General features: G+C 30.1%; 17 protein-coding genes, 1 pseudogene, 1 riboswitch and 1 other annotated feature. Of the genes and pseudogenes, 7 read left to right on the top strand and 11 right to left on the bottom strand.

Features of this window, described 5'->3' with window-relative positions; translation table 11 throughout:
- The first annotated feature begins 664 nt into the window (after positions 1 to 664).
- On the top strand, positions 665 to 1384 hold the full coding sequence (locus BN2087_RS02570; RefSeq protein WP_049690333.1) for a putative ABC transporter permease: 720 nt from the start codon (positions 665 to 667) through the stop codon (positions 1382 to 1384).
- 164 nt (positions 1385 to 1548) lie between these two features.
- On the opposite strand, the gene BN2087_RS09365 is transcribed toward BN2087_RS02570, so the two are convergent.
- The 6 genes and pseudogenes from BN2087_RS09365 to BN2087_RS09180 form a co-directional block, all read right to left on the bottom strand.
- On the bottom strand, positions 1549 to 3813 hold the full coding sequence (locus BN2087_RS09365; RefSeq protein WP_049690332.1) for a hypothetical protein: 2265 nt from the start codon (positions 3811 to 3813) through the stop codon (positions 1549 to 1551).
- A gap of 8 nt (positions 3814 to 3821) precedes the next feature.
- Positions 3822 to 4613 (bottom strand): metal ABC transporter permease, encoded by a 792-nt coding sequence (locus BN2087_RS02560; RefSeq protein WP_049690331.1) that lies wholly within the window; start codon positions 4611 to 4613, stop codon positions 3822 to 3824.
- Positions 4606 to 5289, bottom strand: a complete 684-nt coding sequence (locus tag BN2087_RS02555) for a metal ABC transporter ATP-binding protein (RefSeq protein WP_049690330.1) — start codon at positions 5287 to 5289, stop codon at positions 4606 to 4608. The genes BN2087_RS02560 and BN2087_RS02555 overlap by 8 nt, the downstream gene beginning before the upstream one ends.
- Positions 5282 to 6214, bottom strand: coding sequence for a metal ABC transporter substrate-binding protein (locus BN2087_RS02550; RefSeq protein ID WP_049690329.1), 933 nt, complete (start codon positions 6212 to 6214; stop codon positions 5282 to 5284). Before BN2087_RS02550 ends, BN2087_RS02555 begins: the two co-directional genes overlap by 8 nt.
- Positions 6215 to 6338: 124 nt before the next feature.
- Complete coding sequence (locus tag BN2087_RS02545; RefSeq protein ID WP_049690328.1) at positions 6339 to 6608, bottom strand: hypothetical protein; 270 nt, start codon at positions 6606 to 6608, stop codon at positions 6339 to 6341.
- 277 nt (positions 6609 to 6885) lie between these two features.
- Positions 6886 to 7930, bottom strand: a pseudogene (locus BN2087_RS09180) (homoserine O-succinyltransferase).
- Between the two features lie 367 nt (positions 7931 to 8297).
- On the opposite strand from BN2087_RS09180, the gene nagA reads away from it, so the two are divergent.
- Entirely contained in the window at positions 8298 to 9425 is a 1128-nt protein-coding gene (gene nagA / locus BN2087_RS02535; protein ID WP_049690327.1) for an N-acetylglucosamine-6-phosphate deacetylase, read from the top strand.
- A 106-nt stretch (positions 9426 to 9531) separates the two neighbouring features.
- On the opposite strand, the gene BN2087_RS02530 is transcribed toward nagA, so the two are convergent.
- Positions 9532 to 10515 (bottom strand): LacI family DNA-binding transcriptional regulator, encoded by a 984-nt coding sequence (locus tag BN2087_RS02530; RefSeq protein WP_049690326.1) that lies wholly within the window; start codon positions 10513 to 10515, stop codon positions 9532 to 9534.
- 239 nt (positions 10516 to 10754) lie between these two features.
- Between BN2087_RS02530 and rpe the strand changes: the two genes are divergently transcribed.
- The 4 genes from rpe (at position 10755) to BN2087_RS02510 (ending at position 14117) form a co-directional block, all read left to right on the top strand.
- Positions 10755 to 11408: a ribulose-phosphate 3-epimerase gene (rpe, locus tag BN2087_RS02525; RefSeq protein WP_049690325.1), complete on the top strand. Its 654-nt coding sequence runs from the start codon at positions 10755 to 10757 to the stop codon at positions 11406 to 11408.
- Positions 11409 to 11421: 13 nt separating this feature from the next.
- Positions 11422 to 11859 (top strand): ribose 5-phosphate isomerase B, encoded by a 438-nt coding sequence (gene rpiB, locus BN2087_RS02520; protein ID WP_049690324.1) that lies wholly within the window; start codon positions 11422 to 11424, stop codon positions 11857 to 11859.
- Between the two features lie 17 nt (positions 11860 to 11876).
- Entirely contained in the window at positions 11877 to 13238 is a 1362-nt protein-coding gene (locus BN2087_RS02515) for a PTS transporter subunit EIIC (protein WP_049690323.1), read from the top strand.
- A gap of 234 nt (positions 13239 to 13472) precedes the next feature.
- Positions 13473 to 14117, top strand: a complete 645-nt coding sequence (locus BN2087_RS02510; RefSeq protein WP_049690322.1) for a PepSY domain-containing protein — start codon at positions 13473 to 13475, stop codon at positions 14115 to 14117.
- A 221-nt stretch (positions 14118 to 14338) separates the two neighbouring features.
- On the opposite strand, the gene BN2087_RS02505 is transcribed toward BN2087_RS02510, so the two are convergent.
- From BN2087_RS02505 to BN2087_RS02485, 4 genes are all read right to left on the bottom strand, one after another.
- Positions 14339 to 14548 (bottom strand): hypothetical protein, encoded by a 210-nt coding sequence (locus tag BN2087_RS02505; RefSeq protein ID WP_049690321.1) that lies wholly within the window; start codon positions 14546 to 14548, stop codon positions 14339 to 14341.
- A 9-nt stretch (positions 14549 to 14557) separates the two neighbouring features.
- Positions 14558 to 15106 carry a folate family ECF transporter S component gene (locus BN2087_RS02500; RefSeq protein ID WP_049690320.1) on the bottom strand — a complete coding sequence of 183 codons (549 nt, stop codon included), beginning with the start codon at positions 15104 to 15106 and terminating at the stop codon, positions 14558 to 14560.
- 40 nt (positions 15107 to 15146) lie between these two features.
- Positions 15147 to 15227, bottom strand: a riboswitch (THF riboswitch).
- A 498-nt stretch (positions 15228 to 15725) separates the two neighbouring features.
- Positions 15726 to 17276 (bottom strand): AbgT family transporter, encoded by a 1551-nt coding sequence (locus BN2087_RS02490; RefSeq protein WP_049690319.1) that lies wholly within the window; start codon positions 17274 to 17276, stop codon positions 15726 to 15728.
- 234 nt (positions 17277 to 17510) lie between these two features.
- The gene (locus BN2087_RS02485; protein WP_049690318.1) at positions 17511 to 18197 is read right to left on the bottom strand and encodes a GntR family transcriptional regulator; all 687 of its coding nucleotides are present in this window, start codon (positions 18195 to 18197) and stop codon (positions 17511 to 17513) included.
- Positions 18198 to 18411: 214 nt separating this feature from the next.
- Positions 18412 to 18598 (top strand) — a binding site (T-box leader).
- Between the two features lie 145 nt (positions 18599 to 18743).
- Here BN2087_RS02485 and thrS point away from each other — a divergent pair.
- Positions 18744 to 20669 (top strand): threonine--tRNA ligase, encoded by a 1926-nt coding sequence (gene thrS / locus BN2087_RS02480; protein ID WP_049690317.1) that lies wholly within the window; start codon positions 18744 to 18746, stop codon positions 20667 to 20669.
- Positions 20670 to 20688: the final 19 nt, after the last annotated feature.

The following is a 20688-nucleotide window of genomic DNA, read 5'->3' as shown; positions in this document are numbered from 1 at the left end:
AAGTCCAAGAGATCCCTCCACTGCGGTCGGGATGGGTGTTTCTTTGTTTAGGTATCTTATTAGTACTAAGTTTTGGCTAGATTTTATATTTTGATTAGTGCTTTATTTTTAGTATAATATTAAAAATTTTTAAAAATATAAAAACTAAAATATAAGGTTAGCTTAAAATAAACGCAGTATTAAATGAATATAACAATCACCCATCTCGAGCGAAGTCGAGAGATCTCAAGCTTTAAATGTGCATCAGTGCAAAGAAAATCAAGAGATCCCTCCACTACGGTCGGGATGGGTATTTCTCTGGTTTAGTTTTCATTTGCGCTGAGATTTTTTGAGATTTCATAGTTTGACTTTATTAGATTAGATTGTTTATATTTTAAATTATAACAAACGTAGAATTAAGCTAAGACAGTCATAACCCATCTCAAGCAGATAAATGTGCCTTGATTTGGCACATTTATCCCTAAAACTAGTGTGAAAACACGAAAAAGTCTACAAAGCAAACAAGTTTTAGTAGTCGAGAGATCTCTTTATTAAATTTTGCTTTTAAAAACATTTAAAAATATAGGTTTATCATATATATTTCAAAACATTTCTTTTATTTTATATTTTCCAAAAATCGCTTATAATATAAATAATAATACGAAAAGAAAGAAACAGGTGGTTTATGGTAATTAATAGGTATATAATTTTTTATTTTTTATTTGCCCTTTTGGGCTGGGTTTGGGAGAGTATTTATTGCACTATTCAAAACCAAAAATGGCAAAATAGGGGCTTTTTGTATGGACCTCTTTGTCCTATTTATGGAGCTGGTTCGATTTTTGCTCTTTTTGCCTATGATTTAATAAATAGGGGAGTTTTGGAAAAACTTTCTGTCCTACAAATTTTTATTGTGGGATTTCTTGTTTCTATGGTATTGGAATATCCAACTTCCTACATTCTTGAAAAATTATTTCATGCAAGATGGTGGGATTATTCGAACCTTCCTTTGAATATAAATGGCAGAACGTCTGTTCCAACATCGGTTGGCTTTGGTCTTGCGGCAATTTTGGTTATGGATTATTTAATTCCAAAGGCTGAAAATTTTTATTCCATTTTGCCAGAAATTTTGGCTATAATTTTGCCTTTTATTTTAATTAGCATTCATTCTTCAGATATAACTCTTACGGTTGTAAACTTGACTAATTTCCAAAAGGAATTGGATGAAATCGAAGAAAATTTCCAAGAAAAAATGACCCAAAGGGTGGATAATTTTTATAAAAGAAAGAAATCTTTCAACCCAAAGGCCCTAAGAAGGGTAGTCTCCTTTAGGATGAGCAAAAAGAGAAATCAAATTGCTGAAAAAATTATAAGGGGAATTGAAAGAATTGAAGATCAAAGAAAATAATATTTTAAATTAAAATCCTGCTTAGGCAGGATTTTAATTTTAGCTAGGTCAACTATTAATGCTTAAAAAAGTATAAGCCTTCTTAACTAGGATGCCTGTGCCTTAATATGGCACAAGTATCCCTAAAGTTTATAAATTTCATAAATTAAGCTAGTTGAGACTGCTTATTTATCTATATTATTTTCTGTTTCAAGCTTATCTTCTTTTTCTTCTTGATTTTGCTTTGTTTGGTCTTTTTTATTTTCTGTATTATTTGTATCGTCTATTTTAGTATTTTCTATTTGATTTTTTTTCTTATTTTCGATTTTTTCTGTCTTTTCTATTTTTTTATCTTCTGAATTATCTTTTATTTCATCTTCTTTGATATTCTCTTCGATATTTTCTTCTTCACTTTCTTCTTTTTTATCTTGGACTACTGGCAATTGTTTTTTATAGGATAGTTTTCCATCTTTCATTTCAAAATCTCTTAGGTAGAAATTTAGGGTTTCTTCTTTTATAAATACTTGGACTAGTGAATCGCCAATGTTTAAGATATCATAAGATTCTACTTGGTAGTGGTTTTTCAAGAATTCTTTTACATCTTCAATATTTACTTCAGGTTTGTATTCAAGTTGTGTTTTTGGATTTTCTATCTTGTATTTTATAGTTTTTACTACATCTTTGGCTGTGAATTTTCCAAATTTATTATCTTTTTCCATTTGAATTATTTGTTTTATAGTTTTGGCATGATAGTGGTTTTGGTGGAACCAATAGAATATATTTTCCCTTACTCCATTTGACCCATAAACTGCATCTTCTTGAGATAGATTTCCATAATTTGTAAATTTGGAAAGATCTCCTTCAAGATATGGGATTACTCCCTTTATTAGCTCAGCCCTTATATCTTGGTAGTTAAAAATTTCATCGTCAGCTACGGCTATATTGTCACTTTCTGATTTTTCCACTATATATTCAGCATCAGGATAAATATTTTTTGGATTTTCTTTTACAACGCCTACTTCTTCATCTCCCTTATATAGGTGCCAGTGGTCTTTGTGGTCTATTATTTTTGTAATTCCACTTGGCCATTTTTCATCTTCTTTAGGATTAACATTAGGTTTTTCATTTTCATCAGGCTTAACTTGAGGCTTTTCATTTTCATTAGGTTTAATTTCAGGTTTTTTATTCTCTTCAGGTTTAACTTGAGGTATTTTATTTTCATCAGGCTTAACTTGAGGCTTTTCATTTTCATCAGGTTTAATTTCAGGTTTTTTATTCTCTTCAGGTTTAACTTGAGGTATTTTATTTTCATCAGGTTTAATTTGAGGCTTTTCATTTTCATTAGGTTTAATTTCATGTTTAGCATGAGGTTTTTTATTCTCATTAGGTTTAATTTCAGGTTTAACATGAGAACTATTATTTTCAGCTACTTCTTTATGGCTCTTATTTCCATATTCACCAAAATATGCATTAGGAAATAAATTTATTGGGTTGGTATAAGTTATAGCTTCTCTGTTGTTTGAATCGTAAATATGATAGTGGTCTTGGTGTACAAGAATTTTCACAATATCAAACCTATTTATCTTTCCTTGTCCTAAAATTGGAATTAATTTTAAGTTTTTAATAGCATTTATTCTTTGATTTTCGTAATTTTCTTTCCTATATATTGGTTTTGTTGTTTGACTATTACCTATTTGTTTATTGTTTTCAAAAACTTGATGGTTTTTCTTATCTGTTTTTACAATATTATTAGAATTGTTTGCTATATTTTGTGAATTTGATCCATGACTTCCTCTATATGTTCCAATCCTTATATTTGGATAGGCAGAGCTTGGGTTTGTATATGAAATAAATTCATTTCCATTTGCTGTATAGATATGCCAGTGGTCTCCATGTCTTAGTATTTTTACAACCCTATCTCCTGAAAGTTTTTGGGAAGAATTTTTACTTAGGGCTGATGAGGTATGTGTAGAATTTGAACCATGACTTCCTGTATATATTCCAACTTTTATATTTGGAAAAAGCCCTGAGGGATTTTCATATGTTAAATATTCGCCCCCGTCTTTTGTATAAACATGCCAGTGGTCTCCGTGTTTTTTTATTGCAACTACATTTTTATCTTTTAACTTGTTCTTATCAACTACATCAACAAGGTCAACTCCTCCATCTTTTCCAAAAGAATTAGGATCTTTGTAGGATATATGCTCCTTACCATCTTTTGTAAAAATATGCCAATGATCCCCGTGTTTAAAGAACTTTACTATATCTTCCTTTTTAATTTCTGAATCTAATAAAACTTCTGTAGTTTTATCTTCTTTAATTTTTTGTTCAGTTTTTACACTTAGCTTTTTTTCCTTTTTATCTATAATATTTTCCTTGTTTTTGCTAAAACATGATGTTAAAACAAAAGAAGTAGCCAAAACTAGGGCGAGTAATTTTTTATTTTTCATATAAGCTCCTATTTTTTTATTAAAAGTACTAAAATCAAACTCAAAACTGCAATCAAAACTATAACTGAACCAGGTCTTAGGTTAAAAATATAAGATAAGAACAAACCCAAAAATACAAATATTAATGAAAATATAATTGAAAGCATGAGTGATTTTTTATAAGATTTACAAATTTCTATAGCCATTATTGAAGGTATGACTAAAAGTGACGAAACGATCAAAGATCCAATAGTTTTTGCAGAAATTGCAACAGCAATTGCCGTCAAAAAACTAATGGTAAAATTTAAAAACTTGACCCTAAGTCCCAAAATTTGAGCGGATGTTGGGTCAAAAAGTAAAAGGTAAAAATCATTGTAATAAGTAAAATAAATTACTAAAAAACAAAGACTCAAAGCAATTAATAAATAAAATTCTTGGTCGGATATGGTAACAATGGAACCAAAAAGATATGAACAAATTGCGTTTGCACTTGCTGATAAGTCAGCCATAATTCCTGCAATTCCAATAGAGGCTGCAAGAATAATTACTGTAGAAACTTCCTGGTAATTTTTTAATTTATTTCTAATAACTTCAATGGAAAAGGCAGCGAAAACACAAAAAAGCATTGCAGAAAGAATTGGACTAATTCCAAAACAAAGTCCAATACTAAGACCTGCCAAAGACGAATGGGAAAGAGTATCGCCAATCATAGAAAGCCTTTTAATCAAAACCAATTGACCGATACAAGGAAGAATTACAGCAATCAAAGCCCCAGCAATAAAGGCTCTTTGCATAAAATCATATTCAAAAATATTAAACATAAAAATCTCCCAACCCCTCTCTTAGCCTTGTCCTATCGATTTTTCTAATCTTCTTGTCAGATAAATGAAAAATCTCGTCAGAAAAAATAGAAGCAAGCTTGTAATCATGACTTATCATCAAAATAGTCTTTCCTTTTTTACTTAAATTTTTCAAATGTTCATAAAAATCCTTAGAAAATTTCATATCTATTGCGGCAGTAGGCTCATCTAAAATCAAAATTTTAGCATCCTTTATAAAGGCCAAAATCAAAGAAAGTCTTTGAATTTGCCCACCCGATAAGTCTGATAAGGCATGGTTTTTTTGCTTAATCAAATCAAAATCTTCCAACAACTTATCAATATCATAAGATTTTTTCAAAAATTTTAAGTGATTTTGTATGACTTCTTTCACATTTGTAGGAAAAAGCTTAAAAGAAGCTACTGAAGCTTGGGAAATATAAGCCAAATCTTGGTAGTGATTAGATTTTTCTATAGGATCAGAAAAAATCTTTATACTTCCTGAATCTTTTTTTAATTGATTTAAAATCAAACGAATAAGAGTTGTCTTTCCAGCTCCATTTTCACCAATAATTAAGGCGAATTTCCCTTCTTCAATCTTCATAGATAGATCTTCTAAAATATTTTCATTTTCATAAGAAAAATATAAATTTTCAATCTCTAAGGCATAATTACTCATCAAAAGACTCTTTCAAGGACTTTAAATTTTCTTCCATAAGTTTCAAATAGCCCATCTTAGCTTCTTCTTTGGTCAAATTTTCCATAGTGTATAAGGTAGAAGTTTTTGTATTTGTAGATTTTGCCAAAGTTTCAGCTACCTTTGGAGTAGCCTTTCCTTCAAAAAATATGGTAGAAATATCATGTTTTTTTACAAAATCAGCAATTGTTTTTAATTGCTTAGCAGAAGGCTCATCTTCAGGAGAAATTCCTGTAACAGCGACTTGTTTTAAATTATAATCATCAGCTAGATAATTAAAAGCTGCATGGGAAACTACAAAATATCTCTTATTTTCATCAACATCCTTAAGCTCGTTTGCAAACTTTTCATCCATTTTTTTAAACATATCAAGGTTTTTATCAAGATTTTTCTTATAAAAATCCTTATTCGAAGGATCTATTTTTGAAACTTTCTCATAAATTTCCTCTAGCTCAACCATGGCATTTTTAATAGAAAGCCAAGTATGGGGATTGACCTTATCCTTAGAAACTTTTCCATCCTTAGCAGATGAAAGAAGGGTCAAATTTTTTGAAAGATCGACGAATTTCTCCTTATCATCAGAAGAATTTTTCAAATCATCGATAAAAGTTTCCATACCTGCTCCATTATAAATAACCAAGTCAGCCTTGATTATATTTTTTATATCTTCAGTTTTTAACTCAAAAGAATGAGGCTCTTGGCTTTTATCTATAATTGATTTCACTTCAAATTTATCACCGACAATTCTTTTGGTAAGCTCTTCTACAGGAAAAAAGCTAGTGTAGATTAATTTTTTATCAGAAGAATTTTCCTTTTTTGAAATATTTTTAGCATTATTAGAACAAGATGCCAAAAATAATCCAAAAATTAGAAAAATTCCTAGAAATATTTTTCTTTTTTCTTTCATAAAATCTCCTTTTGCGAATGATTTGCAATATTGTCTCAATAATTTTACTATAAAAAAATTTTACTTGCAAGTGGTTTGCAATAATTTTAAAAATAATTTAAATTTGTGAGCCCTCTTTCAATTGCTATTTTACATGGTCTTTTTTTATTTTTGTAATTCCTTCAAGGTCTATGTCTTCTTCTTTTATTTCTTTTCTAAATAAAATCGATGCAGCTATCCTAAGTTTTCTCATAGAATCATAGCCTTCTATGTCATCTTTTGGATCAGCTTCTGCAAAGCCTAAGTCTTGGGCTTTTTCTAGGGCGTCTTTAAAACTATAGCCTTCTTCCATTTTTGATAAAATAAAGTTACAAGATCCATTAAAAATCCCACTTATTTCCTCAACTTCATCCAAGATGCTAATGGTATAAAGATTTTCAATTACAGGAATTGCCCCTTGATAAATTGTAGTCTCTTTTTAAGGAATTTTTTAAAATATCCAAGGACTTATCAATTTCTTTTTTAAGACTTATTTTAAGATCCAAGTCATGAATTATTTCATAGAATCTCTCCCTAAGCCTTGATAAAATTTCATCTCTAATATTTTCATTTGCTAAAAGCTCTTTTTCTAGCCTATCAATTTTTTGATTTGAATCGGTAAGAGAGATTGATAAGTCAGTAACCTTAATATCTTAATCATTTCTTTTTCCAGGAGCAGAAACTACAATAAGGTCCCTGTCAGATTTTTTGTTTATAATATCCTTAACCCTTTTAAATTGGCCAGCATCAGAAAGGGAAGAGCCCCCAAATTTTGATACGGACTTACTTTCTATATTTTCAATTTTGAAGGGTGTATTTTGATAAACTGCATAATTTATCCAATTTGAATAAAAAAGACTTGATGCAGATTTCCAGGACACATTAACCTTTGAGCTATTCTCAAAATAATAATTTACAGGCTTTTTGGTACTTTTATCCTTTTTTAAATCTCTCTTATATTCCTTATCAAGATTATATTTTCCGTATTCAAAATGTCCCAGAGAGAATATAAACCTAAGGTCTTTACTTGCAGCAAGGCTTAGGCCAATATGGTCTGATTTTTCCAAAACTTCAAGGTCATCAAAGGGATCTAAAAGGCTAGGATCAACTCCCTTATACCTTGATTGGGGCATATTAAAAACATCATCAAAACCATCAAAAAGTCTACTATTATTTTCTTTTAAAAATGGATATACACCAGAAATTTCTCATCATAAGAAAAAGCATCAATCCCATAATAATAATAATAATTTAAGGCAGCAAGGGGTGCCCAACAAATAAAAATAGTAGAATAAACATTTTTTCTTGCATAATCAAAAATTTTCTTAAGCTCTTGCCAATATTTTATATCATCATAATCTATATTTTCTATGGGAGCTCCTGTAATAATCATCCCATCATATTTTTCATCCTTAATATCATCATAGGACTTGTACAAACTTTCAAGTCTTTTAGAATCAGAGTGTTGTTTTTGTAAGTTACAGTCCTAATAAAATCAACTTCAATTTGTAAAGAATTGGCAGAAATTAATTTTAAAAGGTCAATTTCAGTCACCTCCTTGTTGGGCATCAAATTAACTATGGCAAGCTTTAAGGGCCTAATATCCTGACTTTGAGCCCTTTTTTCATTAATAGTAAAAATATTTTCTTTTTTCAAAACTTCTTCTTTAATAAGCTTATCCGATAAAATAACTGGCATAATATTTCCTTTCTAATTTTCAAATAAAAAAGAGCCTTCATCCAAAGGACGAAGACTCGCATTACCACTTTATTTTTCCATTATTTCACAATAATAGACTTAGTAGGTATCAAACAATACTATCTGCTGTAAGGGGCATAGCCCTAACCTGCTACATATCACAAGTTAAGCTAAAAAGACCATCTTCACCTAAAACAAATCTGCTTTTTTCACCACAACAAAGCTCTCTTTAATCATTATTTAAAGCTACTCTTCTTTTTGTAAGCTTTTAATTTCTTTTGAATAATATCACCACAATAAAAATATTTCGTCAATTTTTTAATTTTATAAAAAAAGGGTATCTTAAAAATAGGAAAAAGGAGATTTTATGATTTATAAAGCAGATTATGTAATATTAGAAGAAAAAATTGAAAAAGATTTATTTGTAGAAGTAGAAAATGGGAAAATAAAGTCCCTTTCAAAAAATGAGCCTGAAAATTTCACTTATTTAGAAGGAATTTTGGCTCCAGGACTTGTTGACACCCACATTCACGGCTACAAAAACGAAGATATAATGAATGCGAAAAAAGGAGCTTTGGATATAATTTCAAAGGGCTTACTTGAAACAGGAGTTACATCATTTTTGCCAACAACTCTAACCGACTCAACAGAAAGGTTAAATGAGGCAGTAAAAGTTGTTGGAGAAGAATACGAAGATGTAAGTGGAGCAAAAGTCAGAGGAATATTTTTGGAAGGCCCATTTTTCACAGAAAAATATAAGGGCGCCCAAAACGAAAAATATATGTCAGATCCTGACATAGAAAAATTAAAAAAATGGAAAGAATTGTCAAAAGGTCTTGTAAATAAAATAGCCATTGCACCAGAAAGAGCTGGGGCAGAAGAATTTATAAAAAAAGCAAACGCCATGGGAGTTTATGTTGCTCTTGGCCATTCCGATGCATCATATGATGAGGCTATGAATGCAGTGGAGTCTGGGGCAAATATTTTTGTTCACACCTATAATGCCATGAGCGGCCTTCACCACAGAAATCCTGGCATGGTTGGAGCTGCCATGAATTCAGATGCAATTTCAGAATTAATTTGCGACGGTCACCATGTAAATCCAGCAGCAGCAGAAGTTTTAATAAACAAAAAAGGCTATGATAAAATCGCCCTAATAACAGATTGCATGATGGCAGGAGGCATGCCAGACGGATCATACAAGTTGGGAGAGTTTCCAGTAAAAGTAGAAAATGGAACAGCAAGGCTAGAATCAGGAAACCTTGCAGGATCAATTTTAAAACTAAAAGAAGCCGTTCAAAATGTGGTTGATTGGGATATAGTAGATGTTTTTGAAGCAGTCCAAATGGCATCCTTAATCCCAGCAAAATCCGTAGGAATAGATGATGTTTGCGGAAAAATAAAAGTAGGCTATGATGCAGATTTTATCCTTTTAGATTACGATTTAAATTTAAAAGCTACTTATTTGAATGGAGAAGAAAAATATAGAGTTTAAAATTTTGGAAAGATTAACAATAGGAACTATAATTAAAAATAAATAATAAACAAGTAAAAAAGATAATGCTAATTTAATGATTGGCATTATCTTTTTAGTTTCAAAATTACAAAATTTTCGTACTATTTCTTAAAACAAGTTCTACATCAATTGTAATTGACTTGCCAGGTTTTTCTTCTTGATTCATAAGCTTAATCAAAGCATCAACAGAATTTCTTGCAATTTCGTCAACATTTTGCCTTATTGTTGATAAAGAAGGATACATATACTTATCATTAATATTATCGTCAAAACCAATAACTTGAACATCATCAGGAACTTTAATTTTGTTTTCATTTAAACTTAACAAAACATCCATAGCAACATTATCATTTATAGCAAAAATAGAATCAACTTTTCCTTTTAAAATTTTTTTCAAATACATATCTATTGATAAAGGATCCGATTTTAATTTTGAATACTTAGAAATTTTTAAATTTTCATCTTTTAAAGCCGCTTCAAATCCAGAAATTCTATTTTTAGAATAAGTTGCCTTATCATTATAATAAACAATACAAGGATTTTTTGATCCTCTTTTTATAAGCTCTTTTGTTGCCATATATCCACCCTTATAATGATTGGAAGATATAAATATGGTTTTTGATTTATCTATAGGTTCCCTATCTATGCAGACATAAGGGATTTCATTTTGTGGAAATGCAAAGTTTTCTGCGCCAGAAATTACTATAAGCCCATCAATTTTTTTGCTTTCAAGAAGTTCAAGATAGGCTTTTTCTTTTTTAATACTTCTATCAGTGTTACAAATAATTGTTGTAAAGTTTTTTTCAAACATAACCTGCTCAACTTTTTCAACTATAGAAAAGAAAAAATAATTACTTATATCAGGAACAATAACGCCGATGGTATAGGACTTATTTGTTCTAAGAGATTTTGCCATATAATTAGTTTTATAACCAGTTTTTTCTATAATATCTAAGACTTTTTTTCTAGTCTCTTCAGAAAATCTTCCGTTATTATTTATTACTCTTGAAACGGTCGCCACCGATACATCAGCAAGCTCCGCTATATCTTTAATGGTTAATGTTTTCATAATTACCCAACTTTCTTGACATCATTTTAAATATAGTATATAATAAAAACGAAAATAAAACAATTTTGCAAAGCTTGAGTAAAGGATTACTCAAAAAGAAATTTTAAATTCCTAGAACTATATTTTGAAGCATATTTTTTAAAATAATAATTTAAAATAAGAAACAGAAATATTTGTCTTGGGAAAATGATTTTTTGATTTGAGTAAAGGATTACTCAAATAATAGGAAGGAGAAATTATTGAAAGAAAAATTATTACTACCCTCAATGATGTGTGCTGATTTTTCAGATTTAGAAAATGAGGTTAAGGATTTAAAAGAAGCAGGTATTGACAGCTTTCATATTGATATTATGGATGGAAGTTTTGTTCCTAATTTTGGGATGGGAATACAAGATTTAGAAATTATAAAGAAATTATCAAATATAAGTGTAGATGTCCATCTTATGATAGAAGATCCATACAAACATATAGATTTATTTACAAAATCTGGAGCAGATATAATTTATGTTCATCCTGAATCAGATAAGCAATTGGGCAGAACCTTATCAAAAATAAAAGAAAATGGTGTAAAGCCTGCTGTAGTAATAAATCCTGCAACATCTATAGAATCTATAAAACCAATTCTTGACATTGTAGATTATGTAATGGTTATGACTGTAAATCCAGGTTTTGCTGGTCAAAAATATTTAGATTATGTTAATAAGAAGATAGATGAATTATTAGAAATAAAAAATTCTTATGACTTTGAAATAATAGTTGACGGGGCAATATCACCAGAAAAAATAAAAATGTTAAGTAATAAGGGTGTGAAAGGATTTGTTTTAGGCACATCATCTTTATTTGGAAAAGGTAAACCTTATAAAGAAATAATTAAAGAGCTAAGAGAATTATAAAAAGGAGGGACAAATGAAAATAGCTATAGGATCAGATCATGTAGGAATTGAATTTAAACCAATAATTATTGATTATCTTAAAGAGTTGGGACATGAAGTTGAAGATTTTGGAGCTTATTCTTCTGAAAGAACAGACTATCCAATATATGGAAAAAAAGTTGCTGAAGAAGTAGTTTCCGGAAATTTTGATTGTGGTATTTTAATCTGTGGAACAGGTGTAGGAATTTCAATTGCTGCAAACAAAGTAAAGGGAATAAGAGCTGTTGTTTGTAGTGAACCATATTCTGCTAAACTATCAAAAGAACACAACAATACAAATATATTAGCTTTTGGATCAAGAGTGATTGGACCAGAACTTGCAAAAATGATAGTAAAAGAATGGCTAGATGCTAAATTCGAAGGCGGAAGGCACGAGAATAGAGTTAAGATGATTGGCCAAATAGAAAAATAATTATAAGTGAGGAAAAAATGAGAGAATTAGCACAATTTATAATTGACAATGTTGGTGGTAAGGATAATATTTATTCTGTATCACATTGTGCAACAAGATTAAGATTCAAATTAAAAGATAATAGTATAGCAAACAAAGACAAATTAAAAGCTAATGAAAAGGTTGTATCAGTACTTGAAAGTGGTGGACAATTACAAGTTGTAATAGGTTCAAATGTTGCAAGTGTTCATGCTGAAGTAGAAAAATTACTAAATGGTGGCAAAGCATCAAATGAAAGTATAGAAAAAGAAGAAAAAACAAAATTTAACTTCTTTACCTTTGTATCTGGTATATTTGCACCAATTTTACCAGCCTTTGCTGGAGCAGGTGTTTTAAGAGGATTAACCCTTTTAGCAATCCAATTTGGTTTATTAAATCCTGATAGCGGAACAGCACAAATTCTTGAAGTGGCTGCTATGTCAGTATTTTATTTCTTGCCAATTATGTTAGCTTACACAACAGCAAGATATTTGAAAGTAAATCCAATTATAGCTATGGTTATAGGAGCAGCTTTGATAAATCCTAAAATCGCAGAAATGATGGGAGATATAGGTAACGGAGCTAGAAGTGAATTTTTTGGAATACCAGTAGTATTAATGGGATATCCTTCAACAGTACTTCCAATAGTTACATCTATTTTTGTTTATTCATATTTAGAAAGATTTTTGAAAAAAGTTATTCCAGAAGGGGGACAATTAGTATTCCTCCCTCTAATAAGTTTTATTATTATGATACCTCTAACATTAATAACAATAGGACCAGCAACAGTATTTATAAGTAATGCAATAGCTGGATTTATCAATGGGTTAATTGAAAAGAATGCTTTATTAGCTGGAGCTTTTGTAGGTGGAGGATGGAACGGATTAGTTTCAGTAGGACTACACTGGGCAGTAAATCCTATAATGATTCAAAATATAGCAGGACAAGGCTATGATTATATAGTTCCATTTACATTTGCAACAAACTTTGCAATGATGGGATCAGCTATAGGAGTATTTTTAAGATCAAAAAACAAGAAATTTAAAAGATATGCACTAACAACAGCGTTGACAATAGCTTTTTCAGGAATAACAGAGCCAGCAATTTACGGTGTAGCTATTCCACTAAAGAAACCTTTTATATCTGCTTTAATAGGAGGAGCTGTTGGAGGAGCTTATATAGGATTTAGCCATGTAAAATCATTCGCCTTTACCTACGGTGGACTAACAACCCTACCATCATTTTCGGGAGGGGAATCAGGTAACATGATTAATGCCTTGATAGGACTTGGAATATGCGTTGTAGTATCAGCAGTTTTAACCTATATATTAGGATTTGATGAGAGTGTAGAAAAAATATAAATATATAAATAGAAAATATTTAATAAACTTTTGAAAAAAACAATAAAAAGATAAAGATGCTATTGCATAATATGAATTATTAATTCGTTGTGAGATAGCATCTTTTTATTTGTAAAGCAATATATTAATAAAATTAAAATTTCTTTTGATAAATATTAATTTTTTTAATAACTTGATTAATTTGTTTAAAGAAGTATATTAGGATAGAAATATTTAATAAATCGGAGGGATTTTATGAAATTAAAAAATTTAAAATACGGAGCATCAGCTCTTGCATTAGCACTTTTACTTTCAGCTTGTTCTGGAGAAAATGCAAATAAGGCAAAGGAAGATGCAAAAGATGCAGCAAGCAATGCTAAAGCTGCAGTTTCTGAGGAAGTTTCTTCAGTAAAAGATAAGGCTGAAGAGAAAAAAGACCAAGCTAAAGAAAAAGTTGACGAAGCTACAACAGGAATTGAAGAAAAAGAATTCAAAGTTTCTCTTGATGATGCTGTTAATAAATTCAAAGAAGCTTTTAAAGTTGATGGTATAGAAGTTTCATCACTTGAATTTGACGAAGATAATGGAAAATATGCTTATGACATCAAAGGTTTCAAAGATAATGAAGAATTTGAAGCAAAAATCGATGCTGAAAGCGGAGAAGTTTTATCAAAAGAACAAGATAAAGATGATGACAAAGAAGACGATAAGGCAATTGACTTTACAAAAGTTAAAGCTCCAAAAGAAGCTATAGCAAAAGCTTTGGAAAATAACAAGGGCTTTGTAAAATCTTATGAATTAGACTTCAATGATCAAGGAAAATTAGTTTATGAAATTGATGTAGTAAACGGAGATGACGTAGAACTTGACGCTGAAACTTTGGATATAATTCAAAAATAAGACCTAAAATTTTTATAATTTTAAATTAAAGGCAGGATTTATTCCTGCTTTTTGTTTTTTATTTTTTTATATATTGATTTTAAATTTTTAGCTTATATAATGATAGTGTAAAGAAACTAATGTATTAGATGCATTAAAAAAGACAGGAGCTGCAACTCCTGTCTTTTTTTCTTATAAATTATTTTTTTTTAGTTTTGTAAAAAAATCATGGTTGAAATTTTCTACAAGACTAAAAATAAAATTATAAAAAATATTCCTAATAATAATTCAATCAACCCTACTTTTTTTGCATACTTTTCATCTTTTAATCCATTTTTATAATCTTTTTCAAAATTGTTTATTAGCTTATATTTTTTCTTAAAATAGATATTGTAGCCAAAAAATATGAAGGCTAGGGCTAAAATTAAGCTTATTATTTTTAATATTTTCATAATTTCCTTCTAATAAGGAGCGTTTTCTGGTTGGGCTCCCAATTTTTTTATTTCTCTTCTTAAAATATTTGCAAGTTTTGGCAAGATTATTATTAAAACTATGGTGTGAAATACAAAGTTTATTGCCATGGTTGGTATTCTCATCGCAAATTGAGCCGCAAATGGATTGCCAGTTAGTTGGCTAGTCCATAGGGTGTTTAGAAATAAACTTGTGACAAGTGAATTTAAAATCGTACAAAATACTATGTTTTTCCTTGTTATTTCTTTTCTATAGAAAAAGAAAGTATAGATTAAGGCTGAGGAGATTTTTGTTGTCACGAAAGGCAAGTAAAATCCTCCAGCTGTTGGGAAAATCAGGTTTGAAACCACATCAATTATGATTGATGCAAGGACTGCAAGAGATGGGTTAAAAAGTGAACACATTGCTGCAGTTATTATAAAACCTAGACCGATTTTTCGACTTACTGTAGTTATAGAAAAAAATCTTGAAACTACGATTGATAATGCTATAAAAAATGAAAGCAAAATCAAAGTTCTGATGTTCTTTAAATTTTTCATTTTTTCCTCCTATTTGGTAGTCTGCCATCATAGGAAATGATGTAGCGGATGCGGACTAAAATCTTTCGTCTAGAAACAACATCCCATTTTCTAGCACTTAACGCCTTAGCCCTACTCTACCTATTAAATTTTCTTTATGATTATAGCATTTTTTTTCATAAAAGCAAATAAAATAAAAACTTTTTTGACAAATTTTAACATAAAGCTTCTTATAAAAAAAGAATTTTCCTAAAAACTTAAGAAAATTCTAATTTTTTCAATTATTTTCAATATCAAGCTTCAATTGGATATTGTATTCATCCTTAATCTTTTCAATTAATCTTTGGGCAATTTCTTCCACGTTTTCATCAGGGAAAATCTCCTCTTTTTCAACTTCCTTATAAGGAAGAAGGACATAAGATATTTTGTTATTTTTTTAAATCACAACTGAACCCTTTTTATCGGCAAGTCTTGCGATTTTTGAAAAATTTTCGTTAGCCTTGGAAATAGAAACTATATTATCACCATTAATTTTCATACAAGCCTCCTATCCTATTTATAGCCATTTTCAAAAAAATTAAAACAAAAAGACCCCGAAGGGTCTGATTGAATTTTAATATAAAATTATATCCATAAAAAATTAGATTAAAAGTGGGGCGCCTGGTCCTAGTGGAAGTCCCAATAAATACCAAACTATCATAAGTCCTGACCAAGAAATCAAAAATGCAAATGAATATGGTAGCATCATTGAAGTCAAGGTTCCAAGGCCAGCGTCCTTGTCATATTTTTGCATGAAAACAACAATCATTGCAAAATAAGACATAAGAGGAGTGATAATATTTGTTGATGAATCGCCAATTCTGTAGGCAACTTGAGTAAGAGCAGGAGAAAGTCCAAGCTCTGCCATCATTGGAACAAAAATTGGGGCCATAATTGCCCATTTTGCTGAAGCAGATCCCATAAATAAATTTAAAAATGCAGTAAGCAAAATAAACATCAACAATAAAGGAAGACCACTTAGGTGAATTGATTTCAAAAATTCCGCACCATTTTTTGCTAAAATCAAAGCTAAATTCGATTTTGAAAAATATTCAACAAATTGAGCCGCAAAAAATGCTAAAACCAAAAATCCACCCATACCAGCCATAGACTTACTCATAGCATCAATCAAATCATGGCTTGTTTTTATAGATCCAACAGTTTTTCCATAAACAAGACCAGGAATTAAAAATAAAAGCATCATAGCAGGAATGAGTCCAGAAGCCAAAAATTCATCCAAATTAACAAGGCCTGTCTTTTCATCAAAACTTTTTAAGGGAGCATTCTTAGGAAACATCAATAAATCCATGATTATTACAAAGATAATCAAAGAAATTAAGGCATTTTTAAGTCCTTTTTTCTCCAAATCAGTCAAAGTCTTGTGGTCAGCTTTGTAATTTCCTGTATATTCACCCAAGTTTTTTTCAACAATTTTTGTTGTAACCAAAGTTCCAACTAAAGTTATTAAAAATGTTGAAATAAATAGAAAATAAATGTTACAAGTTGCAGAAATTCTAAGATCCATTCCTACAGCTTTTAAGGCTTCATTTGTAATATTTGTCAAAAGAGGATCAGTTGTTCCCAAAAGTAAATTTGCAGAAAATCCTCCAGAAACTCCAGCAAAAGCTGCCGCAATTCCTGCCAAGGGATTTCTTCCTGCAGCTGCAAAAATCATAGCGCCCAAAGGAACAACTACAACATAGCCCGCATCAGATGCAATATTTGACATAATTCCTGCAAAAATTACAGCAATAGTCAAAAAAGTTGGAGAAACATCAGAAAGCAAATTTTTCAAAGTTGCATCAAAAAGTCCGCTGTTTTCAGCAACCCCAACCCCAAGCATGGCAACCAAAACAGTTCCGATTGGAGCAAAATTCATAAAATTATCAGTAGCAGAATTGAAAATATATCTTAAACCTTCAAGACTTAGAAGAGAAATAGCTTTTTTTGTAACTTCCTCACCAGCTTTTGCATCAAAATAAGTAACAGAAAGACCAGCTTTGGCTGCAAAATGAGAAATAATCACAACAAAAATACTTAAAAATAAAAATATTATTGCAGGATGAGGCATCTTGTTACCAATTTTTTCAACAGATTTTAAAAATCCGCCAACATCATTGGCATCTCTCATCTTCTTATCTTTTTTAGTCATAAAACCTCCTTAATAAAAAATAAAAATTGCCTTTCAATTCTATCAAAAAAAGAGAATAATTACAAATTTTAATTAAAAAAAATAAAACTAATAAGAAAGATTGCAAATAAAAATTAAAAAAGACCCTAGCAAAAACCTATCACTAAAAAATGATTTAATATCTTTGAATAATGATAAGTTTTGCAAGAGTCCATATAGATTAAAAGAGATTAAAAGAGGTTAAAATTTAAAAATCTAGGAAAAATCTTCAAGATCTTCACTTGGAAAGTCAATATCTTCAAGGCTTGACATGGTATTTGCCCAATTTTTTTCAATAGCAATAAGAGCCTTGTCCAAATTTCTTTCTTTTAAAAACTTGATAATTTCTGCGTGTTCATCAAAAGTGGACATCTTGTGGCAGTCATCTTCAAAAAAATAAATATCAACCCTAGAAACTTTTCTTTTAAGGCCATAAAGAATAGATTCAATCTCTCTATTATCACAAAGATTAATAATTTCCTTGTGAAAAGCCTGATCAAGTTCCAAAATTTTAATATGATTTTTTTTGCTTTGAATTTTTTTAATTTTTTCATTAATATTTTCAAGATTTTTAATCATTTTGTCATCAATATTTGAAAAACCAAGTTTCAAAGCAAGTTGTTCAAGGCTAGAAATAATCGGATAAATATTTAAAGTTTCCTCAACATTTATAGGAGCAACCATAGTCCATCTGTTAGCCTTGGACAAAATAAGCCCCTCATCTTCAAGCTTTAAAATAGCCTCCCTAACAGGAGTACGAGAAATCCCCAAAGCTTCAGACATTTCATTTATTCTAATTCTAGTTTTTGGTTTAAGTTCCCCTGAAATAATTTTTGTAGAAATTAAATCATAAGCTTCATCTTTTATAAATTTCCTTTTAATTGGAGAAGGTGTAAAATCCATAATAAATCCTTTCGCGTTTCTTAATATGTATTATATCACATATTAAAAATTTTTTCCACTTGGAATTTTAAATGAATTGCTTGAATATTTTTAAAAAAATTCTTTGATAAAAAATAATCTTTAATTAAAAAATTAGTCCAATTTAAAAATAAAAAAAAATTTTAAAAAAATTTGCAAAAAAATATTTTGCTAGTAATATAGATTTATAAGAAAAATAGATTAGATGACGGGAAGAGTAAGGATTTTACTTTTTTTACAGAGAAAAAGTGTTTGCTGAGAGCTTTTAATTGAGATTATCCCCAAGACCACCCCTGATATTTTCGGTAATACGAAAGGCATGACCTGCCTTAAAACATCAATGAGTATAAATTAAGGTGGAACCACGACACATCGTCCTTTGGGATGGTGTGTTTTTTTATTGTAAAATAGAAAATTTTCTTAATTTTAAAAAATTTATAGCTAGAAAATTGTGATTCTTAATTTAAAATGTTACGAAATTTTTCTAAATTTTTAGAAAAGTGTGGATAAAATTATAAGGAGAGAAAAATGATAAAAATCAAATTACCAGATGAAAGTGTAAAAGAATACGACAAAGGTGTAAGTGTTGGAGATGTTACAAAAGACATTTCTGAAGGCTTATTCAGATCAGCTTTGGGAGCTGTTGTTAATGGAAAAGTTATGGGTTATGCTGAACCTATAAATGAAGATTCAGATTTTAAAGTTGTAAAATTTGAAGATAAAGAGGGAAAAGAAATTTTCTGGCATACTTCAAGTCACGTTATGGCTACAGCTATTAAGGAAATTTGGCCTGATGCAAAATTTGCAATTGGACCTGCAATTGATGGCGGATTTTATTATGATATAGATCTTGAACACAGATTTGTTCCAGAAGACCTTCCAAAAATCGAAGAAAAAATGAAAGAAATTGTCAAAAAAGATTTGAAAATGGTAAGAAAAGAAATTTCAAGAAATGAAGCTTTGGAATATTTCAAAAAAGAAAATCAAGATTACAAGGTTGAATTAATTGAAGATCTTCCAGAAGATGAAATTATTACTATTTATGAAATGGGTGATAATGTATTTGTTGACCTTTGCAAGGGACCTCACCTTCTTTCAACAAAAGCTATAAAAGCAATCAAATTAAATTCTATAGCTGGTGCTTATTGGAGAGGCGATTCTGACAGAAAAATGCTTCAAAGAATTTATGGTATAAGCTTTGAAAAGAGAAAGCAATTAGATGAATACATTGAACTTCAAGAAGAAGCTAAAAGACGTGACCACAGAAGAATTGGTAAGGAAATGAACCTCTTCTCCTTCCACGAAGAAGCTCCAGGCTTCCCATTTTTTAAAGAAAACGGAATGATTTTAAGACATGAGCTTTTAAATTGGTGGACAGATGTTTTGGCTGAAAATGGTTATGGTGAAATCCAAACTCCACTTATCATGAATGAGGAATTGTGGCATAGATCAGGTCACTGGGATCATTACAAGGAAAATATGTACTTTACAAAAATCGACGGGGAAAATTATGCAGTAAAACCAATGAACTGCCCTGGATCAGTTTTAGTTTACGGTGAAGAGCCACATTCATACAGAGATCTTCCAATTAGACTTGCAGAATACGGCCAAGTTCATAGACACGAATTATCAGGAGCCCTTCACGGACTTTTCAGAGTAAGAACATTTACTCAAGATGATGCTCACGTTTATTGTCTACCAAGCCAAGTAAAAGACGAAGTATTTAAAATGATTGACCTTGCAGACCTTTTATATTCAACATTTGGCTTTAAATATAAAATAGAATTATCAACAAGACCAGATGATTTTATGGGAAAAATTGAAGAATGGGATTTTGCAGAAAAAGCCCTAGAAGATGCTTTAATTGAAAGAGGAATTGATTATACAATAAATCCAAAAGACGGAGCATTCTACGGACCAAAAATTGACTTCCACTTGGAAGATGCAGCAAAAAGAACATGGCAATGTGGAACAATCCAACTAGATTTCCAATTACCACAAAACTTTGACCTAACATATATAGACGAAAACGGCGAAAAGAAAAGACCGGTAATGCTTCACAGAGCTCTTCTTGGATCAATCGAAAGATTTATTGGTTCAGTTACAGAACAATTTGCAGGAAGATTCCCACTTTGGCTAAATCCAAAACAAATTGCAATCATACCAGTATCAGATAAATTTGCAGATTTCGCAGATGATTTAGCAAAAAAAATCAAAAAAGCAGGCTACAGAGTAGATGTTGATCACAGAAGTGAGGGAGTAGGATATAAAATAAGACAAGCTCAACTTATGAGAACAAACTACATGCTAGTAGTAGGCGAAAACGAAGAAAATTCTGGAAAATTAACAGTAAGAAATAGAGACGGAGAAGAAACAAAAGACGTATCTTTCGAAGAATTTATTGAAAAACTAAACCAAGAAAGAGATTCTAAGGCTCTTGAGTCTGTATTTTAATTAAAAAATATTAGATTAA

The sequence above is a fragment of the Anaerococcus jeddahensis genome (genome assembly GCF_001182725.1).
Lineage (GTDB): Bacteria > Bacillota > Clostridia > Tissierellales > Peptoniphilaceae > Anaerococcus > Anaerococcus jeddahensis.
The sequence above is the reverse complement of the archived record's forward strand: the minus strand, read 5'-3'. Positions and strand labels throughout refer to the sequence as shown.